The sequence below is a fragment of the Arthrobacter sp. PAMC 25486 genome (assembly GCF_000785535.1).
In the GTDB taxonomy this organism is placed as follows: Bacteria; Actinomycetota; Actinomycetes; order Actinomycetales; family Micrococcaceae; genus Specibacter.
Window position 1 is genome coordinate 2,349,141 of the sequence record NZ_CP007595.1, and the last position, 21,813, is coordinate 2,370,953.

General features: G+C 65.1%; 20 protein-coding genes. 2 read left to right on the forward strand and 18 right to left on the reverse strand.

What is annotated here, in order from left to right:
* Nucleotides 1-20: 20 nt before the first annotated feature.
* The 7 genes from cobA to art_RS10795 all read right to left on the reverse strand — a co-directional run bounded on the left by cobA (nucleotide 21) and on the right by art_RS10795 (nucleotide 7,586).
* A complete protein-coding gene (gene cobA / locus art_RS10765) occupies nucleotides 21-1,313 on the reverse strand; it encodes a uroporphyrinogen-III C-methyltransferase (protein ID WP_038464906.1) in 1,293 nt (430 codons plus the stop codon).
* A 192-nt stretch (nucleotides 1,314-1,505) separates the two neighbouring features.
* Nucleotides 1,506-1,949 carry a RidA family protein gene (locus tag art_RS10770; protein ID WP_038464908.1) on the reverse strand — a complete coding sequence of 148 codons (444 nt, stop codon included), beginning with the start codon at nucleotides 1,947-1,949 and terminating at the stop codon, nucleotides 1,506-1,508.
* A gap of 285 nt (nucleotides 1,950-2,234) precedes the next feature.
* The gene (locus art_RS10775) at nucleotides 2,235-3,131 is read right to left on the reverse strand and encodes an ABC transporter permease (protein WP_038464910.1); all 897 of its coding nucleotides are present in this window, start codon (nucleotides 3,129-3,131) and stop codon (nucleotides 2,235-2,237) included.
* Nucleotides 3,124-3,921: an ABC transporter ATP-binding protein gene (locus tag art_RS10780; protein ID WP_082000239.1), complete on the reverse strand. Its 798-nt coding sequence runs from the start codon at nucleotides 3,919-3,921 to the stop codon at nucleotides 3,124-3,126. The genes art_RS10775 and art_RS10780 overlap by 8 nt, the downstream gene beginning before the upstream one ends.
* Nucleotides 3,918-5,090: an ABC transporter substrate-binding protein gene (locus tag art_RS10785; RefSeq protein ID WP_038464912.1), complete on the reverse strand. Its 1,173-nt coding sequence runs from the start codon at nucleotides 5,088-5,090 to the stop codon at nucleotides 3,918-3,920. Before art_RS10785 ends, art_RS10780 begins: the two co-directional genes overlap by 4 nt.
* A gap of 287 nt (nucleotides 5,091-5,377) precedes the next feature.
* On the reverse strand, nucleotides 5,378-6,547 hold the full coding sequence (locus tag art_RS10790) for an ABC transporter substrate-binding protein (protein WP_253901326.1): 1,170 nt from the start codon (nucleotides 6,545-6,547) through the stop codon (nucleotides 5,378-5,380).
* 229 nt (nucleotides 6,548-6,776) lie between these two features.
* On the reverse strand, nucleotides 6,777-7,586 hold the full coding sequence (locus art_RS10795; protein WP_038464914.1) for a helix-turn-helix domain-containing protein: 810 nt from the start codon (nucleotides 7,584-7,586) through the stop codon (nucleotides 6,777-6,779).
* Between the two features lie 90 nt (nucleotides 7,587-7,676).
* Here art_RS10795 and art_RS10800 point away from each other — a divergent pair, with 90 nt between their 5' ends.
* Nucleotides 7,677-8,189, forward strand: a complete 513-nt coding sequence (locus art_RS10800; protein WP_038464916.1) for a glyoxalase/bleomycin resistance/extradiol dioxygenase family protein — start codon at nucleotides 7,677-7,679, stop codon at nucleotides 8,187-8,189.
* A 65-nt stretch (nucleotides 8,190-8,254) separates the two neighbouring features.
* Here art_RS10800 and art_RS10805 read toward each other — a convergent pair whose 3' ends face one another.
* A complete protein-coding gene (locus art_RS10805; RefSeq protein ID WP_038469695.1) occupies nucleotides 8,255-9,250 on the reverse strand; it encodes a GTP pyrophosphokinase family protein in 996 nt (331 codons plus the stop codon).
* 378 nt (nucleotides 9,251-9,628) lie between these two features.
* Here art_RS10805 and art_RS22525 point away from each other — a divergent pair, with 378 nt between their 5' ends.
* Entirely contained in the window at nucleotides 9,629-9,778 is a 150-nt protein-coding gene (locus art_RS22525) for a hypothetical protein (protein WP_162182054.1), read from the forward strand.
* Nucleotides 9,779-10,041: 263 nt separating this feature from the next.
* On the opposite strand, the gene art_RS10815 is transcribed toward art_RS22525, so the two are convergent.
* The 10 genes from art_RS10815 to art_RS10860 form a co-directional block, all read right to left on the reverse strand.
* A complete protein-coding gene (locus art_RS10815; RefSeq protein WP_038464920.1) occupies nucleotides 10,042-10,503 on the reverse strand; it encodes a VOC family protein in 462 nt (153 codons plus the stop codon).
* A gap of 202 nt (nucleotides 10,504-10,705) precedes the next feature.
* The gene (locus art_RS10820; protein WP_038464922.1) at nucleotides 10,706-12,097 is read right to left on the reverse strand and encodes a sulfate adenylyltransferase subunit 1; all 1,392 of its coding nucleotides are present in this window, start codon (nucleotides 12,095-12,097) and stop codon (nucleotides 10,706-10,708) included.
* The gene (cysD, locus tag art_RS10825) at nucleotides 12,097-13,047 is read right to left on the reverse strand and encodes a sulfate adenylyltransferase subunit CysD (protein WP_038464924.1); all 951 of its coding nucleotides are present in this window, start codon (nucleotides 13,045-13,047) and stop codon (nucleotides 12,097-12,099) included. The genes art_RS10820 and cysD overlap by 1 nt, the downstream gene beginning before the upstream one ends.
* Nucleotides 13,044-13,802, reverse strand: a complete 759-nt coding sequence (locus tag art_RS10830; protein WP_082000240.1) for a phosphoadenylyl-sulfate reductase — start codon at nucleotides 13,800-13,802, stop codon at nucleotides 13,044-13,046. The genes cysD and art_RS10830 overlap by 4 nt, the downstream gene beginning before the upstream one ends.
* A complete protein-coding gene (locus art_RS10835; RefSeq protein WP_038464926.1) occupies nucleotides 13,799-15,571 on the reverse strand; it encodes a nitrite/sulfite reductase in 1,773 nt (590 codons plus the stop codon). The genes art_RS10830 and art_RS10835 overlap by 4 nt, the downstream gene beginning before the upstream one ends.
* Before the next feature lie 333 nt (nucleotides 15,572-15,904).
* The gene (locus tag art_RS21025) at nucleotides 15,905-17,095 is read right to left on the reverse strand and encodes a DUF4190 domain-containing protein (protein ID WP_052136265.1); all 1,191 of its coding nucleotides are present in this window, start codon (nucleotides 17,093-17,095) and stop codon (nucleotides 15,905-15,907) included.
* A gap of 38 nt (nucleotides 17,096-17,133) precedes the next feature.
* Nucleotides 17,134-17,829, reverse strand: a complete 696-nt coding sequence (locus art_RS10845; RefSeq protein WP_038464928.1) for a sirohydrochlorin chelatase — start codon at nucleotides 17,827-17,829, stop codon at nucleotides 17,134-17,136.
* Between the two features lie 74 nt (nucleotides 17,830-17,903).
* The gene (locus art_RS10850) at nucleotides 17,904-19,394 is read right to left on the reverse strand and encodes an MFS transporter (RefSeq protein WP_052136267.1); all 1,491 of its coding nucleotides are present in this window, start codon (nucleotides 19,392-19,394) and stop codon (nucleotides 17,904-17,906) included.
* A gap of 5 nt (nucleotides 19,395-19,399) precedes the next feature.
* The gene (locus art_RS10855) at nucleotides 19,400-20,620 is read right to left on the reverse strand and encodes an ABC transporter permease (RefSeq protein ID WP_038464930.1); all 1,221 of its coding nucleotides are present in this window, start codon (nucleotides 20,618-20,620) and stop codon (nucleotides 19,400-19,402) included.
* Nucleotide 20,621: 1 nt separating this feature from the next.
* Nucleotides 20,622-21,581, reverse strand: a complete 960-nt coding sequence (locus art_RS10860; protein ID WP_038469707.1) for an ABC transporter ATP-binding protein — start codon at nucleotides 21,579-21,581, stop codon at nucleotides 20,622-20,624.
* Nucleotides 21,582-21,813: the final 232 nt, after the last annotated feature.

Sequence of the window (21,813 nt, forward strand, 5' to 3'; positions counted from 1 at the left end):
CAAAGGGCTTATGGATAAGTCTAAGAGAGAGAACTGATAGTTTCCCGCGTGCCGTAGTTGGCCGTGGCGAGTTCTTCCGGGGCGAGCGGGCTGACCCGCACCACATCGCCGACGACGACGACCGCCGGGTTGCGCACCTGGCCCGCCTGGGCGAGGGCCGTGATGGTGCCAAGCGTGCCGATCGTGACGCGCTGGTTTTTGGCGTAGCCGTTTTCGATGATGGCCACCGGGCAGTCCCTGCCGCGGCCCGCCGCTTCAAGAATCGGCATGGAGCGGTTCAACGTGCCCACCCCCATGAGCAGGACCACCGTGTGGTCGCTGCCGTGCGGGACGTTTTCCAGCTCTTCGTGGCCGCTGATCATGGTGAACGCCTTGGCCAGGCCACGGTGCGTGACGGGAATTCCTGCCGCTGCCGGGACACTGACGGCACTGGTGACACCCGGGACAACTTCCACATCCACGCCGTTTTCGCGGCAGGCGATGGCTTCCTCCCCGCCACGGCCCAGCACGTAGGGGTCCCCGCCCTTGAGCCGGACCACCCGGTTGCCGGCTTGGGCTTCGCGAACCAGGATCGCGTTGATCTCTGTTTGTGGAACGGGGTGGTGGCCAGGGGTCTTGCCGACCTCGATGATTTTGACGTTTTCGCCCAGTGTTTCCAGCAGCCCGCGGGGTCCGAGCCTGTCGGCCACCACGACGTCGGCCTCGGCCAGAAGTCTGCGCCCGCGCACCGTGATGAGGTCCTCGGCGCCGGGGCCGCCGCCGACGAGGGCAACGGAACCGCTTCGGCGGCCGAGCTTGTCGATATCCCGGCTGACAGGGCCGCCTGCCGTGCCCCGGAATCTCTGCAGCGGCAGTTCCCCGGTTTCCAGTGCAGCCGCAATGGCGTTGCGGATGGCCACGGCACGCAGTGGGTCTCCCCCGGCGTTGACGGCCACCTTGATGTCTTCAACTGTCGCAACGGCGGGCGTCCACGCGGCCGATTCCTGGGTGTCGGAGTGGTTGACGCACCAGACACGGTTCCATTCGGCGTCGGCCGCCACGCGGGCGTCCACTTCCAAGCTGCCCGTGGCTGCCACGGCGTACCAGGCGCCGGTCATGTCGGCTGCTTCGTAGCCGCGGCCGAGCCAGGTGATCAGGCCGGCGTCAGCCAATTCCTGTGTCGGGGCGCTGAGAACGGGAGAGACCAGCGTGACCCGGGCTCCGGCGTCGAGCAATGCCTTGGCCCGGCGGGCCGCAACGGCGCCGCCGCCCACCACGAGGACGGGGCGGCCGAGCAGCCGGAGCGAGGTTGGGTAAAGATCCACAATTGCCATGTCTTCGACCTTAGGGACGGCCGATATCGAGGGACAAGGGGCGCGTTACACCAGTTCACGCGGCGTCATGGGAGGACACATTCCGCGAGTTTCATGACGGTACCATTGCGCCGCCGGTAACGGGGCCACCCCGCGGCGGGACGCCCCGCCACAACCGTCCCCAGGACGATTGGATTCGAAAAGAAGCTTCTGCTAGCCGCCCACAACCTCAAGGATGGCCTCGATCTCAATGGCCCTGCCACCGGGCAGCGAGGCGAAACCCAGCGCGCTTCGGGCATGATGGCCGTATTCCGGACCGAAGAGTTCATGGATGAGGTCCGAGGCCCCATTGATAACGTCCCCATGTTCCGTAAAGTCCGGCGTCGCCTGCACACAACCCATCAAGCGGACCACCCGCAGTCCTTCCAGCGTGCCGTGTGCCTTGCGGGCAGATGCCAGGAGGCTCAGTATTGCCTCCCTGGCCGCCTGCTGCCCCTCCTCGACGGTAAGGTCATGGCCCAGCCGGCCCGTGCCCGGGCTGGTATGGCCGGACGTCAAGTAGAGGGAGCCCACTTTGGCACATAGGTTCAGGTAGTCGGATGGTGCCCCCTCGGCCGGCATGCCGAGAGCCAGTGCGCGTTCATCGATAGTTTTCATTAGGATCTGCTTTCGGAAAGGGGATGGCTAAATGTTTGCCGTGAAGACGGTTGCCGGACTGACAATCCACAGCACCTCAGCCATGCTATCCTCCGGTTCCATGCCCGGTGCATTTGATCATTGCGATGCTCCAATCCGGCTCTTTGGACGGATCCGGTCGCTGACGCCCCAAGCTCCAGGGTCCAGGGTCCACGGATCCTGGGACCGTACCGCCGAGCTGACAGGTCCAGTTGGTAGGCACCCGCCGTATCTGCCAGTTCTGCGGCTTCCTTGTCGCGGTTTTAATTACCGGGTGCTGCCGGCGAGCAGTCCGCGCCCGCGCAGGAGGCGCTTCTCCACCGGGGCGAACACCACGAGCTCCACAAGAATGCCCACGAACAAGATGATCAGGATGGCCGACATCACGATGCCCATGTCGGAGAGCTGACGGCCCTGTTCCAGCAGCGATCCGAGTCCGAAGCCCAAGGAGCCGCCCATGGCGATGATCTCGGCAGCCATCAAGGACCGCCACGAGAACGCCCAGCCCTGCTTGAGCCCGCCGACGTAACCGGGCAGCGCGGCCGGGAGCACCACGTTCACGGCCATCTCCCAGCGCGAGGCGCCCAGGATTTGGCCCATGCGGCGGTACTGCGGAGGGATCTGGTCCACACCGGCGATGAGCCCGTTGATGATGGACGGGATGGCGCCCATAAACATGACGAAGTAGACGGTGGCGTCGGTCAGCCCGAACCAGATGATGGCGGCCGGCACCCACGCCACGGACGGGAGCACCTGCAACCCGGAAATCAGCGGCCCAAACGCGCGGCGCAGCAGACGCACCTGGGAGAGCAGCAAACCGATCGGCGTGGCCACCACGATGCTGATGGTGAAGCCCATAATGCCGCGCTGCAGCGAGGTCCAGATGGCTTCCTGGGCAGTCCCTGCAGACCACAGCGCACCCAGTGAACCAAGCACATCCAGCGGCCCCGGCACCAGGTCGCGGCGGCGCAGTCCCAGCGAGACGTAGAACTGCCAGGCGAGCAGCACCACAATGAAGGCGGCCAGCGGCAGCAGCACCCGGGACCAGTCGACCCCGCGGCGTTCAACGGCCTCGGACTGCAGCGAATCCAGCCCCGCTTCCAGGGAACGCATTTCCTCTTCGGTCCCGCTCTTGAGCAGCGGCGACGTTACTGTTTCAGGCATGTTTGCGGATCTCCTGGCGCAATCGGGTGGTGATGTCGGCGGTCAATGAACCTGCCGCTGCGGCGTTGGTCCGATGCTCGTCGGAAACGTTCCATTCAGCAACCACGCGCCCCGGCCGCGACGAGAGCAGCAGCACGCGCTGCCCGAGCCGCACAGCCTCGCGCACATTGTGGGTGACAAAAATAATGGTCCGGCCGGTCTCTTTCCAGATCCGTTCCAGCTCGTTGTGCAGCAGGTCGCGGGTGATCGCATCCAGCGCGGCGAACGGCTCATCCATGAGCAGCAGCGGCCGGTCCTGCGCCAGCGACCGTGCCAGCGCCACGCGTTGGCGCATGCCGCCGGAGAGCTCGTGCGGGCGCTTGTCCATGGAGTGGCCAAGGTTCACCAGGTCCAGCAGTTCGGCGGCACGCACCCTGCGCTCGGCGCGCCCCACACCGCGCAGCTTCAACGCCATTTCCACGTTGCCGCGCGCACTGAGCCAGGGGAACAACGATGATTCCTGGAACATGAACGCCGCCCCCGCCTCCGGCACTTCGAGCGCGCCGGCCGAAGGCACGTCAAGCCCGGAAATGATGTTCAGCAGCGTTGACTTTCCACAGCCGGAGGCCCCCAAGAGGGCCACAAACTCGCCCTGGTAGACGGTCGCGTTGATGTCCTCCAGCACCGGCGCCCCGCCACCAAAGCGTTTGCCCAGGTTCTCAAGGACGACGGCGGGTGCCCGGCCCGCGCCGTCGGCTCCCCCGCGTCTGCGGCTGTCAGTTTCGGCTCCGGCAATCAGCAGCTCGGTCATTCTGTTCCCAATCCCGCTGCCGTGACGGGTTGTTGCCCGGCAGCTTTTAGCACCTTATTAAGCAGTGTCAACTCGAAGAGCCCGTTCAGGTCCGCCGGTTTGGAGACGCCGGCACTGACCCCGTTTTCCAGCAGTTGGGGGAAGGTCCCGGCCAGTGGGTCCGAGGTGAACTTCAGTTCGGACAGGGACCGCGCAATGACGTCATCCTCCAACGGCTGGCCGATCGCCACCGTCAGGGCGTCGTTAATGACGGCCCCGGCCTCGTCGGGGTGTTCGCCGAGCCACTTCACTGCATCGACGTGCCCGGCCAGCAGCGCCGCCACGGTTTGCGGGTGTTGCTCCAGGAAGCTCTTATTCACGGCCAGCACGGTGGTGCTGAATTCGCCCTTGTCCCAGAGGTCACCCTCGTTGACCAGGACCTTGGCCCCGGCCTGCAACACCAGCCGCGAGGTCCACGGCTCGGCGACCCATGCGCCGTCGATCTTCCCATCCTGAAACAGGCGCAAAGTCTGGGCGTTGGTGGTGGGGGTGATGTTCACGTCGCCGCCGCCGGAGGTGTTGGTTTCCAGTCCGCGCTCGCCCAGCCACTTGCGCAGCGCCACGTCCTGGGTGCCGCCCAGCTGCGGGGTGGCAATGGTTGCCCCGCGGAGGTCCTCAGCGTCGCTGATGCCGGGCCGGACCACGAACTGTGCCCCGCCCGACGCCACCCCGGCAATGATCCGGATGGACTCGCCACCGCTCTGCACAAAGGAGTTCAGTGCCGGATTCGGGCCGAGATACGCGGCATCGATGGCGCCGGCATTCAGCGCCTCCACCGTGGCAGGTCCCGTGGTGAACACCTGCGTTTCCAGCCCGGTGGCGCCAAGGTCCTTGGCGAAGATGCCCTTTTCCACGCCCACCAGTGCCGGCCCGTGGGTGATGTTGCCGAAGTAACCTAGCTTGACGACGGCGGCCGGGGTTGCGGCAGCTGCGGCCATCCCGGTGTCGCTGGCGCCCTTCGCGTTGACGCTCGCCACGGCGGCTCCGGCCCCGATCAGTGCAACCAAGGCGGTGACGACCAGGATCTCCAGCCCGCGCATCTTGTGCTTGGCCTTCTCGCCGGCAACGATGCGTGTGAGGCGCAGGGGCTGGGCTGGCTGCGGCTCGGCAGCGTCTCCGCGTGTAGTCATGGTTAAACGGTAGGGAACGCGGGTGGGCTGCATCAATGACCGGGACTCCCAAGGTCACGGTAGTTCACGCGGCGTCACAAATAATGCGCCCCCTGCCCTCTGTCACCTCCGCGCCCGCCCCGGCACTCCCCCCACCCCCTCCGCCGAGGTGTGAGATGACGCCCTGTCCCCGGCGGCGCAGGTGAGATGACGCCCTGTCCCCGGCGGCGCACAGGGCGTCATCTCAAACTTCGACGGATTGGGCTGGCGGCGCACAGGGCGTCATCGCACATCTCGACGGAGGAGGGTTAGTCCAAGCCGCCCGCGGATATCTCGGCAGTACCGGCCTTTTCCAGGATCCGGTTCAAGGGTTTGAGAGCAAAGATCCCGGACAGGTCCGCCTGTTTGCCAACTCCGGCGGTGACACCGTCCTGCAGCAGTTTCGGGAAGGTGCGCGCCAGCGGGTCCGGTGTGAACTTCAACTCCGACAGGGAGCGGTCGATGACATCCGCCGGCAGTTCCTTTCCCGCTTGTGCTTTCAAGGCGGCGTTGACCGCCGTGGCTGCGTCTTGGGGATGGGCGTTGAGCCAGTCGATGGCCTCCGTATTGCCCGCCAGTAGGGCGTCCACGGTTTCGGGGTGAGCGTCAAGAAAGGCCTTGCTGACAATCAGGATGGTCGTGGCAAAGTCGCCGTCCTCCCACAGATCGGCCTCGTTGATGAGGACCTTTGCCCCGGCCTGGAGCACCAGGCGGGAGGCCCACGGCTCCGGCAGCCAGGCGCCGTCGAGCTTTCCCTCCTGGAACAGCTTCAGCGTACTGGCGTTGTCGGTGGGGTTGATGGCGACATCGCCGCCGCCGCTGGGCGTGGTGGCCAGGCCTTCCCCGGCCAACCAGGAACGCAGCGCCACGTCCTGGGTGCCGCCCAATTGCGGGGTGGCCAGGACCTTTCCGCGCAGTTGCGTCGCCGAGGTGATCTCCGGCCTGACCACCAGCTGCGCCCCGCCGCTCGTGGCCCCGGCGATGATGCGGATGGATTCACCGCCGCTTTTCACGAAGGAGTTGATGGCCGGGTTGGGGCCGAGGTAGGCGGCGTCGATGGCGCCGGCGTTCAGGGCCTCGATGGCGGAGGGACCGGCATTGAACACCTGCGTTTTCAGATCGGTGGCGCCCAGATGCTTGGCGAGGATGCCGTCGTTGACACCGATGAGGGCCGGGGCGTGCGTGACGTTGGCGAAATAGCCGAGCCGGAGCTCGGCGGCGGGGCCGGCTGCTGCGGCAGGCGGCTCCGTGGTGTCACGGTTTCCCGTGGTGACGGCGGCAACAGCCGCCCCGGCGCCGATCAGGGCCACCAAGGCGGCGAGGGCCACGATTTCCACGCCGCGAAGTTTCCGGCGGCTCTTTTGGCCCGCCGCAATGCGGCTGGTTTTCAGCACAGGCATTGCCGGGTATTGCTGCTTGTCAGGGGTTTGCTCAGACATGGGGATTCCTCGGAATGAAGGGGATGGCGGGCTTAGGTCTGGGGCCTGCTACATCGCGGTGAGAATCGGGGCTGTCTGGTGGAAACGGCCGGAATCTGGGCGGTCCCGGCCGTGGCTGATTTCTTCATTCACCAAGGCTAGAAACCGGAACGGCGCCGCTTCAACAGTCCCGACGCTCGGGGTCACGGACGTTCACACCCCGTCATAAAGCGTGCGGCCGCTCATTCCCTCACAGCCCGCCCGAACCCACCGGGCCCGCGCCCACCGCCCGCCGATAGCTGCTGGCCGTGATGCCAAGGAAGCGCTGGAAATCGTTGGCCAGATGGGCTTGGTCAGCGTAGCCGAACTCGGCTGCCACGGCCGCCAGGTCCATCTCAGGGTGGGCGCGGGCATGGTCGGCAGCCTCCTGCAGGCGCCGCCGCCGGATCAGGGCCGAAGGGCTCAACCCCACGTACTTCTTTGCCATCCGTTGCAACGTTCTCGTGGACACCGACAGCTGCGCCGCCGCATCCTCGATACGGACCAGTTCCGGGTTGTTCGCGATGGCCTCCGTCATGGCGTTGGCCAGCAGGGCCTCCGCGGACGCTTCCGGTAGCTGCTCCGCCAGCCAATCGGCGAAAATGGCGACGGCCTTTTCCCGCTGCTCTTCCGGTGCTGCCCCGCCCATGGCATGCACGACGGCGGCCAGCAGCTTGGGTGCCTCAACGTCCAGTCGGGCGTCGCACAGCTCCCGCGGATTGGCGGCAAAGAACGGAACCGCCGCCGGTTTCAGGAGTGCACCCACCGCCCAGCCCGTCCCGCTGAGGTCTTGATGTGAGACCCGGGTTGTGGGACCGGATAGCTCCATCCCGTCGGGCTGCACCACGAGGTTGCAGGCCGGGTAGGCGAGCAGTTGCTGGCGGGAGACGCGCCCCGGTGCAATGTCCCATTCCGGGATCCAAAACCACTGTACGAGGTGTTCAACGGTTGCGGGCGCGGGCAGGCGGTGGAACATTGGAAGGCGGGCGGGATACAGGATTCCCTTGAAGCTGCTGCTCACCTTGCAATTCTATGGGCAGTGCCGGTGCCATGGGCAGGGATGTCGCGAATCTACAAGCCTCCAGGAACCAGGCTGCGTAGCGTTGCTGACATGAACAAATCACCAGAACTTGAAAAGTCCACCGCCGCCCACGGCCAGTTCACCAACCACGGCATTCCGCAGGGCCTCACCAGCCTGACACCGTTTTTGGCCATCCCCCGCGCCGCGGAGGCCATCGCGTTCTACGAGGACATTTTTGGGGCACGGACCGTTGCAGTCACCGAGTTTGCCGGTGTCGTGGCTCATGCGGAGCTGGACTTCGGCCAGGGCCACCTCCAGATGGGCGAGCCCAACCCGGATTACCACCTGGTCCCGGCGCCGGAAGGCGACGCCGACTGCTATTCGATCGCCCTGTACTGTTCCGATGTTGACGCTGTTGTGGACCGTGCCGTCAAGGCTGGCGCAACGGTCAGGGAACCCGTCACCAACTTCGTCTCGGGCGACCGTTTTGCCAGCATCCGGGATCCCTTTGGCGTGCGTTGGTCCATCATGACCCGGGTTGAGGACATCTCGGAAGGGGAAAGTGCCGCACGCGTTGCGGGCTGGGCCGCAGCCCAGGGGTGATCACCGTGGCCAGCGCTGAATCCCGGAGCGAAGATGGCGTGGTTTCCTTCCCTCGCTTCGCAGGCTCAGCCGTCCTGCTGGTCATCCCACTCATCGCGGAGCCTGCGCAGGCGTGAAAGCAGCTTTGACTCGCGGTTCCTGTCACTGCCCACCGACTTCGTGGCATCCACATAAGATTCCCCAAAGGACTGCAGCAGGAGATCGTCGGCAATGCGGACCTGGCCGGGGTTGAAGCGGTAGGCCATGAGCTTGGCAACCTTCCGCTCATCGATCGACCTGAACCAGTCCTCTGCCGCACTGACGGTGTCGATGCCGTTCGCGGCGAGGACGTGCACCATCCAGTCGTATTGATTTTCCTTGCTGCTGCGGTACTGCGGGAAGGCACGATTCAGCACGCCCTGAAGGGACCCGGCGTCGAGCGTTTGGGTCTCGGGAACCGGGTCGATGGCGCCTTCGGACTGAAGCCGCTTCAGGGTGTCGGCAATGTTCACGAACTGCTGGTCAGCGAGTTCAATCAGTGTGGAGGCCATGGTGAATGCGCGGCTAATTTCGGCGTTGTCGCCGCTGGAGCCCTTGAAACGGATGTCGTGCTCAAACTCGGCCCAGGCGTGCTGGAGGACCGTTCGGATCTGGACTTCGAAACGGTAACCGGCATAGTCCCGGCAATTGGTGGGCGGGTTGTCCGCGGGCACTTCAAGGGTCAGGTGCCGCCCGGCGTAGCCAATGCCACCGTTCTTGCGCATGATGGCCGTCTTGTCTTCATCGTCGTGACAGGTGAACTGGCTCGTCAGCGCGATTGCGACCGCATCAATATCGGACTCCACGTACAAAATGACGCGCACGCCGATCAGGTCGTCGAGGCGTTCCAGGCCGCCGGGGTACTTCAGCTCGCCATTGTCGCAGCGGCGGGACATTTTCTCGGCGGCGGATGCAGCGCTTTTAACCCGGAATTTCACGTCATGGTGGTTCAGGCCGTCGTCGTGAAGCCGTCCCACAATGGTGTCGCGAATGGCCTGCGCTGCGTCATTGAGTGCCTGCTTCCGGAACCGCGACTCATCCATTGCAAACTCTGCATCTTCCACGGTCTGACTTCCGATGGTGTCCCCCTGCCCTCCGACCCGGAAATCCCGGCCCTACTTCAAATTCTCCCAGCTTTGCAGGGCTTGTCCAGCACAACGGGCGGGCGGTTGGTTCGGTTCCAGGCAGTGCGGGCCGGCCCCTGGGGATCCAGCCTGCACTGACCTGTGGAACTGGCGGTGACTAGCCGATCAGCGCGATGGTGCGGGCCCTGCTGACCTCCTGGCACCACTTGGCACTGTCCTTGAGGATGCGTGTTCTCCACGACCTCCTACAAAATCTGGCCGAGCCCAAATGTCAGGCCCTGCTGGGAAACTGAAATTGCTCCGCCAGCAGGCGGTCATTCAGGAAGGAGAACCCGAGTGGTCGACAAATTGAATCCCACGCCCGATTCCGATTCCGATTCCGACAACACCGTCATTCCCCATGACCACTATCGCTTTCTCGACTCGCTCAAGGCCCAGGGCGGGCAGCGCAGGTGCAGGCCCGCCGGAGCGTCGATACCCAACTGATCAGCTTGTACTGGTCCATCGGCCACGAGATCCACACCCGCCAGAATCAGGATGGCTGGGCCGCGGAGCCATTGGCAGGCTGGGCCCGCGTCGAAGCGCTAGTTGACCCCCGCAATGTGCGCATGATTGAACGACTCGACAAGGCAGGCAGCCATACCTGCATGCAACGAAGGATGTACATCGGTGTGAAGAGTGCTCATAAATACAATAAACAGCCATACACAACTGTCATCAGCTGACGTTCAGCCTGTGGTGAAGAACCCTCAAGCGTGGCCCAGGCCCGATGCTTGTTGCTCCTGCTCTGCCATGAACGCCTCGGGGCCCTGCTCCGCCGCTTTGGGGTCCATCCACATTGCGCTGAACCAGTTGCCGTCGGGGTCCTCGAAGTCGCGGGCGTACATGAATCCCATGTCCTGGGCGGGGCGGGGCTCGGCCCCTCCCGCAGCCAGCACCTTCTCCAGCATGGCGTCCACATCCTCGCGGCTGTCCCGGCTGAATGCGGTCTGCACCTGCAAGTGCGTGCTGGGATCAATAATCGTCTTGTCGGTGAACGTGGCATAAAACGTGGGGGTGAGCACCATCAGGTAGATGTTCTCGTCGACAAGGATGCAGGCGGCGTTCTCATCGGTGAAATTCGGTTGGATCGCCCAGCCAATCCCCTCAAAGAAGGCCTTGGAGCGGTCCAAATCTGCGGTGGGAAGGTTGACGAATACTTGCGTGGCCATGGCGTTCTCCCTAGTTCCAGCAACGATGGGCCGAGATTTTTCGGCACCACTTCATCGTTTCGGAGCGCGGGAGGCGCGTCAATGGCTGGGCCCGTAAAAAATGATCCCGATCCACCATTCGACACCGGGATGTCGGTGTCAGAAAGCGGGATCGGGATCATTTCTCGGCGTGGGGTCCGGGTCTCGACAAACTCGACAAACGTCAGATGCTGTAGCGCTCGTCCTCGTGGTCGCCCGGGTGGTCCTTGACCAGGCCGGCTGCCAGGGTGTTGCCGTCCTGCGGGTCGATCACCAGGAACGCGCCGGTGCGGCGGTGCCGGGCATACGACTCAATCGGCAACGCCGAGGCCAGGCGGATCTGGGCCGTGCCAATGTCATTGAGCTCCAGCCCTGAGGCACCCTGATACGTGAACGACTCCAACTCCAGCTTGCCCGTCACGGCGCGGATCAGGCCCTGCACGGTCTTGCTGCCGTGCTTGATCAACACCTTGGAACCTTCGCGCAGCGGCTTCGTGGACAGCCAGCACAGCTCCGCGTACAAATCCTGGCTGACCTCGCCAAAGGTGCCGGTGGCCGCGATGACGTCGCCGCGGGCAATGTCGATCTCCTCGCTCAGCCGCAGCGACACCGACTGAGGGGCCACCGCGCGATCGAGTGAACGGCCGGCAAAGTCGATGCCCACCACGGTGGCGGTCCGGCTCGAGGGCAATACCGTAATCGACTCTCCCACCGCGACGGCGCCCGAGGCGACCTGGCCGGCATAGGCTCGGTAATCGCGGAAGGAGGCTCCGGCGTCGTCCGCGGCGGCAAGCGCGGGAGCCAGCGCACCCTGCGGCCGCACCACCAGCTGGACCGGGAAGCGGAACGGCTCGAGGCCGCGCTCCAGCTCGTCGGTGGTGGGCAGCGTTTCGAGCAGCTCCAGCAGGCTGGGCCCGGTGTACCAGGGGGTGTGGGCGGAGCGCTCCACGACGTTGTCGCCCTCCAGCGCGGAGACCGGAATGACCACGACATCGCCGAGGCCAATGTCCTCGGCGACCGCTTGGACGTCGTCCTCGATGGCGCGGAAGATGTCCTCGCTGAAGTCCACGAGGTCGATCTTGTTCACGGCCACAATCACATTAGGCACACGCAGGAGGCGCAGCACCGACAGGTGCCGGCGGGTCTGCTCCAGGACCCCCTTGCGTGCGTCAATAAGCACGACGACGGCATCCGCAGTGGACGCGCCCGTCACCGTGTTCTTGGTGTACTGGATGTGCCCGGGGCAGTCGGCGAGGATGAAGCTGCGGCGGTCGGTGGCGAAGTAGCGGTAGGCGACGTCGATCGTGATGCCCTGCTCGCGCTCGGCACGCAGGCCGTCGGTCAGCAGCGCCAGGTCGATCTTCTGGGTGCTGCCGAACCCGGTGCCGAAGCCGCGGTCCGCCGAGGTGCGGGTGACGGCGTCGAGCGTGTCGGCCAGAATGGCCTTGGAGTCGTGGAGCAGGCGGCCCACGAGGGTTGACTTGCCGTCGTCGACGGAGCCGGCCGTGGCGAAGCGGAACAGGGTGGCGTGGGCCAGGGGGGCTTCTTGCAGCAGTGTCTGCGTGTCGGTGCTCATTAGAAGTAGCCGTCTTTCTTGCGGTCTTCCATGGCGGCCTCGGAGATGCGGTCATCGGCCCGGGTGGCGCCACGTTCGGTCAGGGTGGAGGCGGCAACTTCACGCACTACGTCGTGGACGGTGGTGGCGTCGGAGGCTACGGCGCCGGTGCAGGACATGTCCCCCACGGTGCGGTAGCGGACCTGCTTGATGACGACGTGCTCATCGGGACGGGGCTCCGAGACCGGACCCACCGCACGCCACATGCCATCGCGCTCATACACTTCGCGGTCATGGGCGTAGTACAGGCCCGGCAGCTCGATGTTCTCGCGGGCAATGTAGCGCCAGATGTCCAGCTCGGTCCAGTTGCTGATGGGGAACGCACGCACGTGCTGACCCACCGTGTGGCGGCCGTTGTACAGGTTCCACAGCTCGGGGCGCTGGTTGCGCGGATCCCACTGGCCAAACTCGTCACGGAGGCTCAGGATGCGTTCCTTGGCGCGGGCCTTGTCCTCGTCGCGGCGGCCGCCGCCGAAAACGGCGTCGAACGTGTTCTTGGCGATGGCATCCAGCAGCGGCGCCGTTTGCAACGGGTTGCGGGTGCCGTCGGCGCGCTCGGCCAGCTCACCGGAATCGATGAACGCCTGAACCGAACCAACCTCAATGCGCAGGCCCAACCGCTCAACCGTGCGGTCGCGGAACTCGATGACCTCCGGGAAGTTGTGACCGGTGTCCACGTGCAGCACGGGGAACGGCACCTTGCCGGGCCAGAACGCCTTGGTGGCCAGGTGCAGCATCACCACCGAGTCCTTGCCGCCGGAAAAGAGCAGCGCGGGGCGCTCAAACTCGGCGACCACCTCGCGGATGATGTGGATGGCCTCGGATTCGAGCAGGTCCAGGGAGTTCAAGGTCTCCCCGGCCGCCGGTGCAATCCCGGGGCTCAGGTCGTTGTCGATCGTTTGGGTGCTCATACGTGTAGTCCGCATTCTGTCTTGGAGGTTCCGGCCCAGCGTCCGGACCTGGGGTCGGCGCCGGGGGCCACTTTGTTGGTGCAGGGGGCACATCCGATGGACGGGTAGCCCTGGCTGAGGAGTGGGTTCACGGGCAGGAGGTTGTCGTCGGAGTAGCTGATCAGCTCGTCGTACGTCCAGTCGGCGACGGGGTTGACCTTGACGAGGCCGTTCTTTTCGTCCCACACCACCAGCGGGGTGTTGGTGCGGGTGGGTGCCTCGTCGCGACGCACACCGGTGAACCACAGCTCGTATCCTGACAGGGAACGGGAGAGCGGTTCGACCTTCCGCAGCGCACAGCACTGGGCCGGGTCGCGGGCAAAGAGGTCCTTGCCCAGCAGCGAATCCTGCTCCGCCACGGTGTTCGCCGGCTCTACAGCGACAATGTTCACGCGCAGGTTCTCGGCCACTGCATCACGCGTGGCGTACGTTTCCGGGAAGTGATAGCCGGTGTCCAGAAACAGCACGTCGACGCCGGGCAACTGGTCCGCCACAAGTGCCGGCAACACTGCATCGGCCATGGAACAGGCGACGGCGGCCGTACTGCTTGCGAAGTTCCGCGCCACCCAGGCGATGACCTCCTGGGCGGACGCGTTCCAGTCCAGTTCCGCGGCACCGGCGGCGGCACGGGCCTTCAGCTCCTCGTGCGAACGCAGCGTACGGGTCTCGCCCCCCACCGGTTCGACCGATGGCAGGGGCGTGCTTGCAACGGTCATGTCAGCAGCTCCTCATCCACCCGGTGCGCAAATTCTGCGAAAGTCTCCTCGGAGATGCGGTTGGCCGCGTAGCTGCGGATGACGCGCTCCACGTAGTCGGAGAGGTCGTCCACCGCCACCTTGAGCCCGCGAACGGTGCGGCCCAGGCCTGCCTCCTCGCGGTTCTGCGAAGCCAGCCCGCCACCCAGGTGAACCTGGAAACCGCCTGTTGTGCCGCCGTCGTCCGTGGGAACGACGATCCCCTTCAGGCCGATGTCCGCCGTCTGGATGCGGGCGCAGGAGTTGGGGCAGCCGTTGATGTTCAGGGTGATCGGGTCGCCCAGCAGGCCAGCGTCGATCAGGTCGGTCATGCGTTGTTCGAGTTCTCCGATGACGTGCTCGGCCGTGTCCTTGGTGTTGACGATGGCGAGCTTGCAGAATTCGATGCCCGTGCAGGCCATGGTGTTGCGGCGGAACACGGACGGCCGGGCGGACAGGCCAATGGTGTCGAGCCCCGCGATGACGGTTTCGACGTCTGCGCCGGCGATGTCCAGGGCCAGGATCTTCTGGTGCGGTGTGGTGCGCAGGCGGTGCGAGCCGTGGGTCTCGAGGAGGTCGGCGAGCGCCACGAGCTTGTCGCCGGAGAGCCGACCAACGAAGGGGGCCGAGCCGATGAAGAACTTGCCGTCCTTCTGCTCGTGGACGCCAACGTGGTCGCCGAGGTCTTTGGCCTGCGGCGGCACAATGCCCTCGGGAAGCTTGCGGCCCAGGTATTCGTCTTCAAGGATTTGGCGGAACTTCTCCACACCCCAGTCGGCGATCAGGAACTTCAGGCGGGCCTTGTTGCGCATGCGCCGGTAGCCGTAGTCACGGAAGATGCTCGTGACGGCCTCCCACACGGCGGGCCCGTCCTCCGGCGGCACAAAAACGCCGACGCGCTGGGCCAGTCGCGGCGCCGTGGACAGCCCGCCGCCAACCCACAGGTCGTAGCCGGGGCCGAGTTCGGGGTGGCGCACGCCCACGAAGGAGACATCGTTGATCTCGTGCACCGTGTCCTGGTTCGGGTGGCCGGTGATGGAGGTCTTGTACTTACGCGGCAGGTTGGAGAACTCCGGGTTGCCAATGAAGCGACGGTTCAATTCCAGGATGAATTCGGTGGGGTCAAGGATTTCCTCCTTGGCAATCCCGGCCACCGGGGAGCCAAGAATGACGCGGGGAACATCGCCGCAGGCCTCGGTGGTTGAGAGGCCAACGGCTTCCAGGCGGCGCCAGATCTCCGGCACGCTTTCCACCTCCACCCAGTGCAGTTGGATGTTCTGCCGGTTGGTCAAATCAGCGGTGCCGCGGGCAAAGTCGCGCGAGATCTGGCCGATGACGCGCAGTTGCTCGGTGGTGAGACTGCCGCCGTCGATCCTCACCCGCAGCATGAGGAACTTGTCCTCGAGCTCGTGCGGTTCCAGCGAGGCCGTCTTGCCGCCGTCGATCCCCTGCTTGCGCTGCGTGTACAGCCCCCACCAGCGGAAGCGGCCGTGCAGGTCGTCATCGGTGATGGCGTCGAAGCCCTCATGCGCGTAAATGGTCTCGATGCGGTGGCGCACGGAGAGGCCGTCGTCGTCCTGCTTCCACACCTCGACCGGGTTCAGCGGGGCCTTGCCGTCAACCTTCCACTGCCCGTGCGGCTTGGCTGCGGGACGGGGGCGTGCCGTGCGGACCGGCTTTTCGGCGGGGGCGTCGGTGGGTGCGGTGGCGGCGCTCTGGGCGTTCGCTCCGGCTAGAGCTGTCTGTGTCATGAAACGAGCGTAGGTTGCCGCATCCCCCGAGCCAATCAGCTTTGCAACGCTGGTTCACCTTGGGCAACATTTCGTCACACCCACCATTTATGGGCGGGGTGTGCTGGGCGGAGCCTTGGCGGGCGTCTGTGGCTGCACGGCACAATGATTCCCCTTGAGGGACAGGGCCCGCGCAGGAAGCACCCCCTGCGGTGCGGAACGGCCGTGCACTTTGGGCCCGCGCAGGGTTAACGGGGTACGTGGCGCCACTTTCAAAGTGGCGCCACGTACGAACGCTACGGCGTGCAGACGAAAAGTCGCGGCGCTTATTTCTCCACGCCTACGTCGTCGCGGCTACTGCTTCGCGTCCAGGACTCCCTGGGCGAAATCCGGGAAGGGTCCGTCCATCCACTGCTTGCCATCCATGAAGACGCCGGGTATTCCGGTGAGCCCGTGGCCGACAGCCAGGAGCGTGGCTCCGGAGACCAGATCGAACATGTCCATTCCGGCCAGGCAATCGTCGATGTCTCCGGCCCCGACAGCATTGGCAAGCTCGACCAGGTAGTTGGTGTCCGGCATCATCGAGTCGATGGCCGGCTGGTTGGCCAACAGGGTGTCAATGAATCGCTTGTAATCTTCCGGCGCGGTGTTGGCCACGCAGGCCGCCGCCTCGGCTGCCCGGGACGAGTAGTCGGCACCGTCAGAATATTCGTCCAGGAAGCCCCCCGGGCGGTACTCAAGGGTGACGCCGCCCTGGTCCCCCAAGGCCCTCAGCGAGGGGCCGTACTCTTCTTCAAAGTCGGCACAGTCCGGGCACATGAAGTCCAGGTACACCACCACCTGGACCGGTTCACCACTGGCGGAGGCCTTGATGCCGATGTCTGCCAGGCTGGCGGGTTCCTTCGGCAGGTCCCAAATGTCCACGTCCGCGGTCAGGACGGTTGGCGGGATCAGCACCCCGTCCCGGCCAAAGGTGATGCCGCCGTAGGCATTGGTGTTGACTTGTTCCACAGTGCCGTTCGGCCGGGCACTTTCCGCATCCGGGTCGTATGAGGTGACGCCGGACGCCGCAAGCCCGCCGGCGGCGAGCACGACCACCAGTATGATGGCGGCCGCCACAGAGGCCGCGAGCGAGACATAGCCGATGATGACACCAGCCAGCGCGAAGCCGCGGCCCTTCTCCCCTGTGCGCTTGATCTGGCCCAGCGCAATGTGCCCGGTGATGACACCGGCCAGGTTGACTACGAAGGACAGCACAAAGGCCACGATGGCCATGGTGTTGGTGGTGTCCTGCTTTAGTGCGGGCGCACCGTACGGAGGGTACGGCTGGCTGTGCGGGGACTGCGGGTAGGGCCCCTGCTGGTCACCGGGCTGCGCAAACGGTGGCGGGTAGAAGGGCGGCTGCGCAAACGGCGGCGGGAGGCCTCCGGGCTGCGCTGCGAACTGCTCGGGCTGCTGGTTTTCCGGCTGCGGCTGGTTGCCAGGCTGCTGGCCCCCTTCCGGAGCGGCTGAATTGTCAGAACTTTGTATTGGGTGTTCCCCCACGGGAAGCCTTTCATCGGGGTTGCTGACCGTCCATCATGTCAGGCGGCCGTGCCACGTGAAGAAACCGCCGCATCGAAGTGTTCCAGTGCCAGTTCGGCCAACAATGTGGCGGGCAGCAGCGGCTCGGCCACGAGGTCGGCACCGGCCATCGAAAGCTGGTCATGGAAATAGCCCGGGGCCAGCAGGTAGGACGCGACGGCCACACCAACGGCGCCCCCGTCCCGCAGTGCGGCCACAGCTTCCGGAACCGACGGCTTCGCACTGGCACCGTAGGCGGCCATGACCCGCTCCGGACGACGGACGGCCAGGTCGGCCGCGAGCACCTCAATTTGCTCGGCCGCCTCGGGCCTGGACGATCCGGCCGCAGCCAGCACAACCCCCCACCCGGCGGGGAGCTCCCCCAGCCGCTCATCCAGCAACTTCGCCAGGCGTGGGTCCGGACCCAGCGGTGCCGCGGCGAATGTGTTGGGCCGGGAGGCAACGGCCTCGGCGATATCCACCTGCACGTGGTACCCCACGGTCAGCAGCAGCGGCACCACAACGACCCGGGAGTCCGGTGCCAGACCCGCAACCACGTCCGGCAGTGCGGGCTGTTGCACGTCAACATAGGCCTCCAACACGGTGAGGCCGGGGCGCAGCTGCGCGATGTCGGCCCGGAGCTGGTTGATGCGGGTCTGCCCCTGGGCGTCGTTGGTGCCGTGGGCGCAGGCAATCATGATGGCCTGTTGCGTCATGCTCGGATGTCCTTTCGTGATGCTTTCCCGTCAATGTACGACAGCCTTACGACGGATCCCGCATGAATGTTGCCTCAAGTGTCGGGACCAGCCCCGGAACCAGCCTCCCTCCGCTGCGCCGGCGCATTGCTGATCCCCGCGGCGGACACGATCCCGCCAACAATGAATAGTGCGGCCGTAATTACCATGATGCGCCGGAACGAGCCAAAGTCCAGCACCCCGCCCAGCATGACGCCGGCGAGTGCCACGGCAATCAGCCCGGCCACCCTGGACACTGCATTGTTGATGGCCGAACCAATCCCGCTCTGCGATGTTGGAACCGCCCCCAGGATGGCTGCCGTCAGCGGCGCCACTGTGATGGACATGCCGACGGAAAACACCAGGATGCCGGGCAGGATCTGCAGCCAGAAGTTGAACGGTGGCGCCGCCGTGGCCATCAGCAGGTAGCCCACACCGGCAACGATGGGCCCCACAGCCATGAACAGCCGCGGCCCGTATTTGCCGGCCAAGGTGCCGAACGGTCCAGACAGCAGCAGCAGGACCACGGCGGTGGGCATCGAGGCCAGGCCGGCGAGCGCCGCGGTAAACCCGGCCACTTCCTGCAGGAACAGCACCATCATGAGCCCGCCCAGCGACGCCCCGGCATAGATGAACGCCGTGGCCGCATTGCCCATGCCAAAATTGCGGATCCGGAACAAGCCCAACGGCATCATCGGCGCCCGAACGCGGTTCTCCCACCACAGGAACACCCCCAGCATCACCACCCCCACCGCAAATGGCACCGACACCAGCGGGCTCCCCCACCCCAGCCTGTCCTGCTCGATCAAGGCAAAAACGGTGCCAAAAAGTCCGACGGCGGCCATCACCGCCCCGGGCACATCGACCCGTTGCGCCGTCCCCGGCAAGGTGACGTGCGCAGGGACAGTGACGGGCACAGCCACGGGAACGGGCACAGCCCCAGGGACGGGAGAAGCGGCAGGTGGGGTGCCCGCGAAGGGGGTTCCGGCGTCGTGCTTCAGGGAAAGCCCCCTCAGCAGCACCATGGTGGCGGCAATGGGGAGGACGTTGATGGCGAAGATGATCCGCCAGCTGGCGTAGTCGACGAGCAGGCCGCCCAGCAGCGGGCCGGCAAGAAACGCCGTCCCGGTCCAGGCCGTCCAGGAGCCGATCGCCTTGCCCTGTGCGGGCCCGCTGAAGGTGGACGTGATCAGGGCCAGTGAACTCGGCACCAACAGTGCGGCGCCGGCACCCTGTATACCGCGGGCCGCGATGAGGAAAAGTGCGCTCGGTGCGAGGGCGCAGGCGAGCGAGGCGAGGCCGAAGATGAGCAGGCCGGCGCGGAGGATGCGCACGCGGCCGAAGGTGTCGGACAGTGAGCCGGCGATCAGAATCAGGGAACCGAGTGCGAGGAGGTAGGCGTCGACCACCCACTGTTGCGTGGTGATGCCGCCGCCGAGCTCGCGGGTCATGGCGGGCAGTGCAACGTTGACAATGGCGCCATCCAGGAATGCCACGAACGAGGCGAGGATGGCCACCCACAGTACGCGCCGCTGCACACCCTGCATGGGTCTCAGCCCTTCCGGGAGAACGCCGTGCGCAGGGAAAGCTTGCGGTTGTACTCAATGGAGCCGTAGCGGAACAGGTGTACGGCCACGCGCAGGGCCAGGAATCCGAACACGAACAGTTCCACGATCACCACGGCCGCGGAGAACCCGCTGAGTGAGCCGAATGCGTTGCGCAGCATGGCCGTGATGGGCGCCGTGAACGGGAAGTAGGTGAAGATTTTCACGATCACCGAGCCGGGGTCGCTGACAATCATCGACACAATGTAGAACGGGATGAACATCATGATCATGACCGGGCCAAACACCATGCTGGCGTCCTTGGCGGTGGGCATGACGGCGCCAATGCCGACCAGCACGCCGGTGAACAGGATGAATCCGCCAATGAACAGCAGCGCCCCAACGAGCATGGGCAGCGGCTGGAGTTGCAGGTGGGACAGGTCAAAGTCGGGCAGGGCCAGTTGCTCGCGGAAGAACAGGTAGCCAAGCACCATGGGGGCGGCAAACACCACGGCCTGCAGTGCACCCACGAGGAACAGTGAGATGACCTTGCCCACCACCAGCGTTGTCGGGTTCAGCGTGGTCAGGATCATCTCCGTGACCCGGTTTTCCTTCTCCTCCAGCGTGGAGGCGAGCATTTGGTTGGCCAGCAGGATGATCACCACATAAAACAGCACCAGAAACAGCAGTGGCGGCACCACCGTTTCCAGCCCGCCCGACGGTTGCCCATCCTTGAAAGTCTGCGTTTCGGTACTGAATTTCCCCTGCACCAGCGCCGTCAATTCGGCCGATCCCACCTTTTCCTGGGCCGAGAGCACCACCAGCTGCGTGGCCACGGCGTCGTACGTGCCGTTCTTGAAAATGCCCTGGTCCGCCCCATAAACCTGCACCGGCTCCTTCGTGGGGTTGGCCGGGATGCTAAAGAAGGCGTCCAGTTTCCCCTCCTTGACGCGTTCGACGGCGGAGCCCGGGTCGGTCTCGAGCGCGCCGCCCATCGCTGTGGCCAGCTTGGGATCAATGAGCCCGGAGGCATCCGTGTAGCTGAAGGACAAGGTCTGGTTCTTTTGGGCATCCGCCCGCGACTGGGTGGCGGAACTGCTGGCAAACACCAAAGCAAAAACAATGCCCAGCAGGACGGGGATGGCCAGGGTGGCGATCCAAAAGCGCCGCTTCTTGATGGTCCTGGTGAACTCAAATTCCACCACGGTGCGCAGGTTGTGCCGGGCCATGTCAGTTTCTCCTGCCGCGGGTATGTGCCGGTACTTCCTCGGTGCGGGCTGCGGTGCCGGGCGCCTCGCCGTAGACCTGGATGAAGATGTCCTCGAGGCTCCGCTTGGCCGCGACGAAGCCCCGCACCACAACGCCGGCCAGCACCAGCTCCTTCAGTACCTGGGCCTCGTCCACCCCATCAGGCAGGGACAGCTCGGCGTAGTTCGTTTCCGCCAAGGTGACTTGGTAGTTCGGTGAGGCCGGGATGGTGCCTGCGTATTTAAGCCTGATGGTGCGCCCGCCAAACTGGTTTTGGACGTCGTCGATGGTTCCGTAGGCGGCAGCCTGGCCGTCCTTGAGCAGGATGATCGAATCGCACAGCCGCTCCACCTCCTCCATCTGGTGGGTGACCATCATGACCGTGGCGCCGGCCTGCTTGCGGTCCTCAATGATGTCCATGAGCAGCCGGCGGTTGACCGGGTCAAAGCCCTTGGTCGGTTCGTCCAGGATCAGCAGCTCCGGCTCATTCATGATGGTCACGCCCAGCTGGATCTTTTGCTGCTCACCGCCGGAGAGCTTGTCCACGTGCAGTTCAGCCTTGTCAGCCAGGCCCACCCGGTCCAGGTATTGGCGGCAAAAATCCTGCGCTGCCTGCCTCGACATGCCCTTGAGCCGGCCGAAATAGCTCATGACGTCCCGCACCGATTCCTTCTTGTACAGCCCGCGCTCCTCAGGCAGGTAGCCGAGCCGGGCGCCAAAGTCGCCGCTGAACACCTTCCCGTTGATCTCCAAGGTTCCCGACGTGGGACGGTAGATGCCCAGCAGCGCCCGGATCGTCGTCGTCTTTCCGCTGCCGTTGCTGCCCAGGAAACCAAACGTCTCCCCGCGGTGAACGTCGAAGGAGAGCCCCTCAATGACCTTTTTCGTGCCAAAGCTCATATGAAAGTCCTGAATATGGATCAACGGCTGCGCGGCGTTCATTGTTCCAGCGTAGTCACAAACAGGGATTTTGCGGTCTAAGATTCGCTGTTGCGACTCTTTCGTGGGTGCTTCAGCCTGGGACCCACCATCCCGGCTGTCAGCATTCAAGCCGTTGTCGCCGTGGATGTTTTTGCCTTGGCTGTTTTCGCCTTGGCCGTTTTCGGCAGGGGCGCAGAGCACCCCGTCCTGCTCTTGCCGACAGTGCTTGACAGGCCATATCATTCGATCCCAG

Bases quoted from the DNA above. Each gene is read 5' to 3' on its own strand.
- art_RS10800 (WP_038464916.1), top strand. From the start codon at position 7,677: ATGAACAAATCACCAGAACTTGAAAAGTCCACCGCCGCCCACGGCCAG.
- art_RS10775 (WP_038464910.1), bottom strand. From the start codon at position 3,131: ATGCCTGAAACAGTAACGTCGCCGCTGCTCAAGAGCGGGACCGAAGAG.
- art_RS10855 (WP_038464930.1), bottom strand. From the start codon at position 20,620: ATGGCCCGGCACAACCTGCGCACCGTGGTGGAATTTGAGTTCACCAGG.
- art_RS10805 (WP_038469695.1), bottom strand. From the start codon at position 9,250: ATGGATGAGTCGCGGTTCCGGAAGCAGGCACTCAATGACGCAGCGCAG.
- art_RS10850 (WP_052136267.1), bottom strand. From the start codon at position 19,394: ATGCAGGGTGTGCAGCGGCGCGTACTGTGGGTGGCCATCCTCGCCTCG.
- cysD (WP_038464924.1), bottom strand. From the start codon at position 13,047: ATGAGCACCCAAACGATCGACAACGACCTGAGCCCCGGGATTGCACCG.
- art_RS10785 (WP_038464912.1), bottom strand. From the start codon at position 5,090: ATGACTACACGCGGAGACGCTGCCGAGCCGCAGCCAGCCCAGCCCCTG.
- art_RS10835 (WP_038464926.1), bottom strand. From the start codon at position 15,571: ATGACACAGACAGCTCTAGCCGGAGCGAACGCCCAGAGCGCCGCCACC.
- art_RS10860 (WP_038469707.1), bottom strand. From the start codon at position 21,581: ATGAACGCCGCGCAGCCGTTGATCCATATTCAGGACTTTCATATGAGC.
- art_RS10790 (WP_253901326.1), bottom strand. From the start codon at position 6,547: ATGTCTGAGCAAACCCCTGACAAGCAGCAATACCCGGCAATGCCTGTG.
- art_RS10815 (WP_038464920.1), bottom strand. From the start codon at position 10,503: ATGGCCACGCAAGTATTCGTCAACCTTCCCACCGCAGATTTGGACCGC.
- art_RS10820 (WP_038464922.1), bottom strand. From the start codon at position 12,097: ATGAGCACCGACACGCAGACACTGCTGCAAGAAGCCCCCCTGGCCCAC.
- art_RS10770 (WP_038464908.1), bottom strand. From the start codon at position 1,949: ATGAAAACTATCGATGAACGCGCACTGGCTCTCGGCATGCCGGCCGAG.
- art_RS10780 (WP_082000239.1), bottom strand. From the start codon at position 3,921: ATGACCGAGCTGCTGATTGCCGGAGCCGAAACTGACAGCCGCAGACGC.
- art_RS10830 (WP_082000240.1), bottom strand. From the start codon at position 13,802: ATGACCGTTGCAAGCACGCCCCTGCCATCGGTCGAACCGGTGGGGGGC.
- art_RS10845 (WP_038464928.1), bottom strand. From the start codon at position 17,829: ATGACGCAACAGGCCATCATGATTGCCTGCGCCCACGGCACCAACGAC.
- cobA (WP_038464906.1), bottom strand. From the start codon at position 1,313: ATGGCAATTGTGGATCTTTACCCAACCTCGCTCCGGCTGCTCGGCCGC.